We start from the raw sequence: 2,187 nt of genomic DNA on the forward strand, positions 1-2,187 counted from the left end.
TTTGCTGCAAACTAACAATTAGAATATGGCAAAGGTTATACATGTGCATTTACTGCACGGAATAGAGGGAACGGAACAGAAGGATTGGTATTTCAGCAGCATATCGGCTGTATATACGGTATTCACGTCGAAACATGTGGGTGCTACACGTAATTATTTGCTCCATGCAGGGCTTTCTGGAAACGGAACAATCATAACGAAACAGGCTATAATAAAGCAATCTACGCTCATTTCCGGCGGTTCTGGAGCAACGTATAAAAACTGAGAGAAAAGGGGCTTAGAACGGCTTTAAAACGTCGTTTGAGAGGGTGGTAAAATCGGACTGGTTTTATCACCCTCTTTTCGTGCTTTTATGGCTGATTTTAGGTACTGGGGTTACAGGTGGGGTTACAAAGTGGGGTTACATTTTTGGAAAAGTGGGGTTACAAAAGTAGGTTTTTTGGGGGTACGACACGAGGGGGGGAAGATACCACTTTTTCAAAGATAGGTGTGTTTTTAGTGTCGATACCCTCCCCCTAAATGCCACCCGTTTTTTAAACTTCACCTTATTAAATAGCGCAATATCAGGCAGTTTGCTGTGTTTTGGAGATGTAAATGGGGGGGAGAGATAAAACGGGAGAGAACGAGGGGGTAGAGGGGATACGCTTGGATGGTCTGGGAGGTACTATCAGACGAGGCGGACGGGTCCGATGATGGTGCTTGGTGACAGAGTAATACCTTCATTCTTTTTTGGTTATTTCAATAGTGATATGATTAGTATCAACCGGCATACCATGTTTGTCGTAGAAAAGTGATTCCGTCTGCGAGACGGAGTTGGCAAACCCGTCACCGTTATTTTCCAATAAAGCAGCAACAATTATTTTGGCAGTGTCAGCAACTTGATTTATCCTTTTTTGTTTTGCTGTTTTTGTTTTCAGTTTTAATATTTGGCTTTCGACATCAAGACAATATCTTTTGAAAAAATCCACGTAACAAATCATCAAACTATTTTTAGTAATACTTTTAGGATTACCTATAGCCTCTATTTGACGTTGAGACAGATGCCTATCTGGATACCTGCCCTTGTATTCCAGCTTTGCCTGATTTGCATATTCGGTATAATTTTTATCTGTTGCAGGTAATAGTTCTGGCAACAACTTTATTAGGAAATTGAGTCGGCTTTTGAACGTCTCAAGCTTTGCCGTATTATGCAGAATGTAAACGGTCTCAAGCAATTGAATCAACTTCCCAATATATAGTTTTCTCTTATGTTCTCTCTTGGCGGAATTGTTCCCTGACGAAATGAGAAAGACTAAAAGGATAAATGTTATTATTATTATTATATATTTTATAGCCATAACAATATAAATATAAAGAAGAATACTAAACCAGGCGGACGAGTCCGACGATGGTGCTAAGGGAGCGGATATCAGATTTTGGGAGCCGGAATGGCTTGAAGCGTGGATTTTCGGAAATACAGAGGATGGATTCTTTATCGTCTTCTGCTTCCTCCACTCGTTTGACGAGGGCACCCTGACTGGTGTCGAGGACGTAGATGCCACCCCATTGGAAGAAGAGTATGTCGGAAATTTTACGGCAAGCGATGATGTCGCCATTCTCATAGAGGGGGTGCATGGAGTCGCCTGAAACCCGGATGAGAAAGTTTGCCCCCTTCGCCTCAAACTCCGGGATTGAGTAGTGTTCGCAGTCTTCCATATATACGCCATCATTGTCGTCGGATGGGAAACCTGCCACGGCATCTATGGGAATAAGAGGAATACCTTTTTGTTTATTGGAGGATTTTGCAGATCCACCGAAAGTTTTATGTGCTTCAATCAGTTTTTCATTGTCCGATTTAAGCATATCTCCCTTCCCTGTGAGAAGCCATTCGGAAGAGAGGTCAGTGTACACAGATAGGATATTTTCTATTTTATCAGAACCTATTGCTCCTCTGTTTTTCAAAGATTTTCCGAACGAGGCATTAGACATACCTATACTCCGCTCAAAGGCAGCTACTGTAATGCCCTTGCAATCGATATATTCCTTTATTCTTTCTAAAATCATAGCTTGGTTTCTATTAAACTTTACAGAAAATAGAAAATAATCTCACATTTGCTTGGTTTGTATTAGAAAATATTCTATCTTTGCAACGTGTTCCAATGGAACACGCGGCCAAAAATACGAAAAATAGCCGAGATTAGCAAATGG

At 41.0% G+C, this 2,187-nt stretch carries 3 protein-coding genes; 1 reads left to right on the forward strand and 2 read right to left on the reverse strand.

Annotated features, from left to right (window positions below; genetic code table 11):
- Positions 1 to 25: 25 nt before the first annotated feature.
- Positions 26 to 265 (forward strand): hypothetical protein, encoded by a 240-nt coding sequence (locus HMPREF9420_RS12570; RefSeq protein WP_007136115.1) that lies wholly within the window; start codon positions 26 to 28, stop codon positions 263 to 265.
- Positions 266 to 719: 454 nt separating this feature from the next.
- On the opposite strand, the gene HMPREF9420_RS12575 is transcribed toward HMPREF9420_RS12570, so the two are convergent.
- Together HMPREF9420_RS12575 and HMPREF9420_RS12580 are read right to left on the reverse strand one after the other, a co-directional pair.
- Positions 720 to 1,337: a hypothetical protein gene (locus HMPREF9420_RS12575; RefSeq protein ID WP_007136117.1), complete on the reverse strand. Its 618-nt coding sequence runs from the start codon at positions 1,335 to 1,337 to the stop codon at positions 720 to 722.
- A 25-nt stretch (positions 1,338 to 1,362) separates the two neighbouring features.
- Positions 1,363 to 2,043 carry a S24 family peptidase gene (locus HMPREF9420_RS12580; RefSeq protein ID WP_007136118.1) on the reverse strand — a complete coding sequence of 227 codons (681 nt, stop codon included), beginning with the start codon at positions 2,041 to 2,043 and terminating at the stop codon, positions 1,363 to 1,365.
- Between the last annotated feature and the right edge of the window lie 144 nt (positions 2,044 to 2,187).

The sequence above is a fragment of the Segatella salivae DSM 15606 genome, from assembly GCF_000185845.1.
GTDB lineage: Bacteria > Bacteroidota > Bacteroidia > Bacteroidales > Bacteroidaceae > Prevotella > Prevotella salivae.

What these genes read in the sequence shown, in the direction of transcription:
- HMPREF9420_RS12570 (WP_007136115.1), top strand. Translation starts at nt 26, where the DNA reads ATGGCAAAGGTTATACATGTGCATTTACTGCACGGAATAGAGGGAACG.
- HMPREF9420_RS12575 (WP_007136117.1), bottom strand. Translation starts at nt 1,337, where the DNA reads ATGGCTATAAAATATATAATAATAATAATAACATTTATCCTTTTAGTC.
- HMPREF9420_RS12580 (WP_007136118.1), bottom strand. Translation starts at nt 2,043, where the DNA reads ATGATTTTAGAAAGAATAAAGGAATATATCGATTGCAAGGGCATTACA.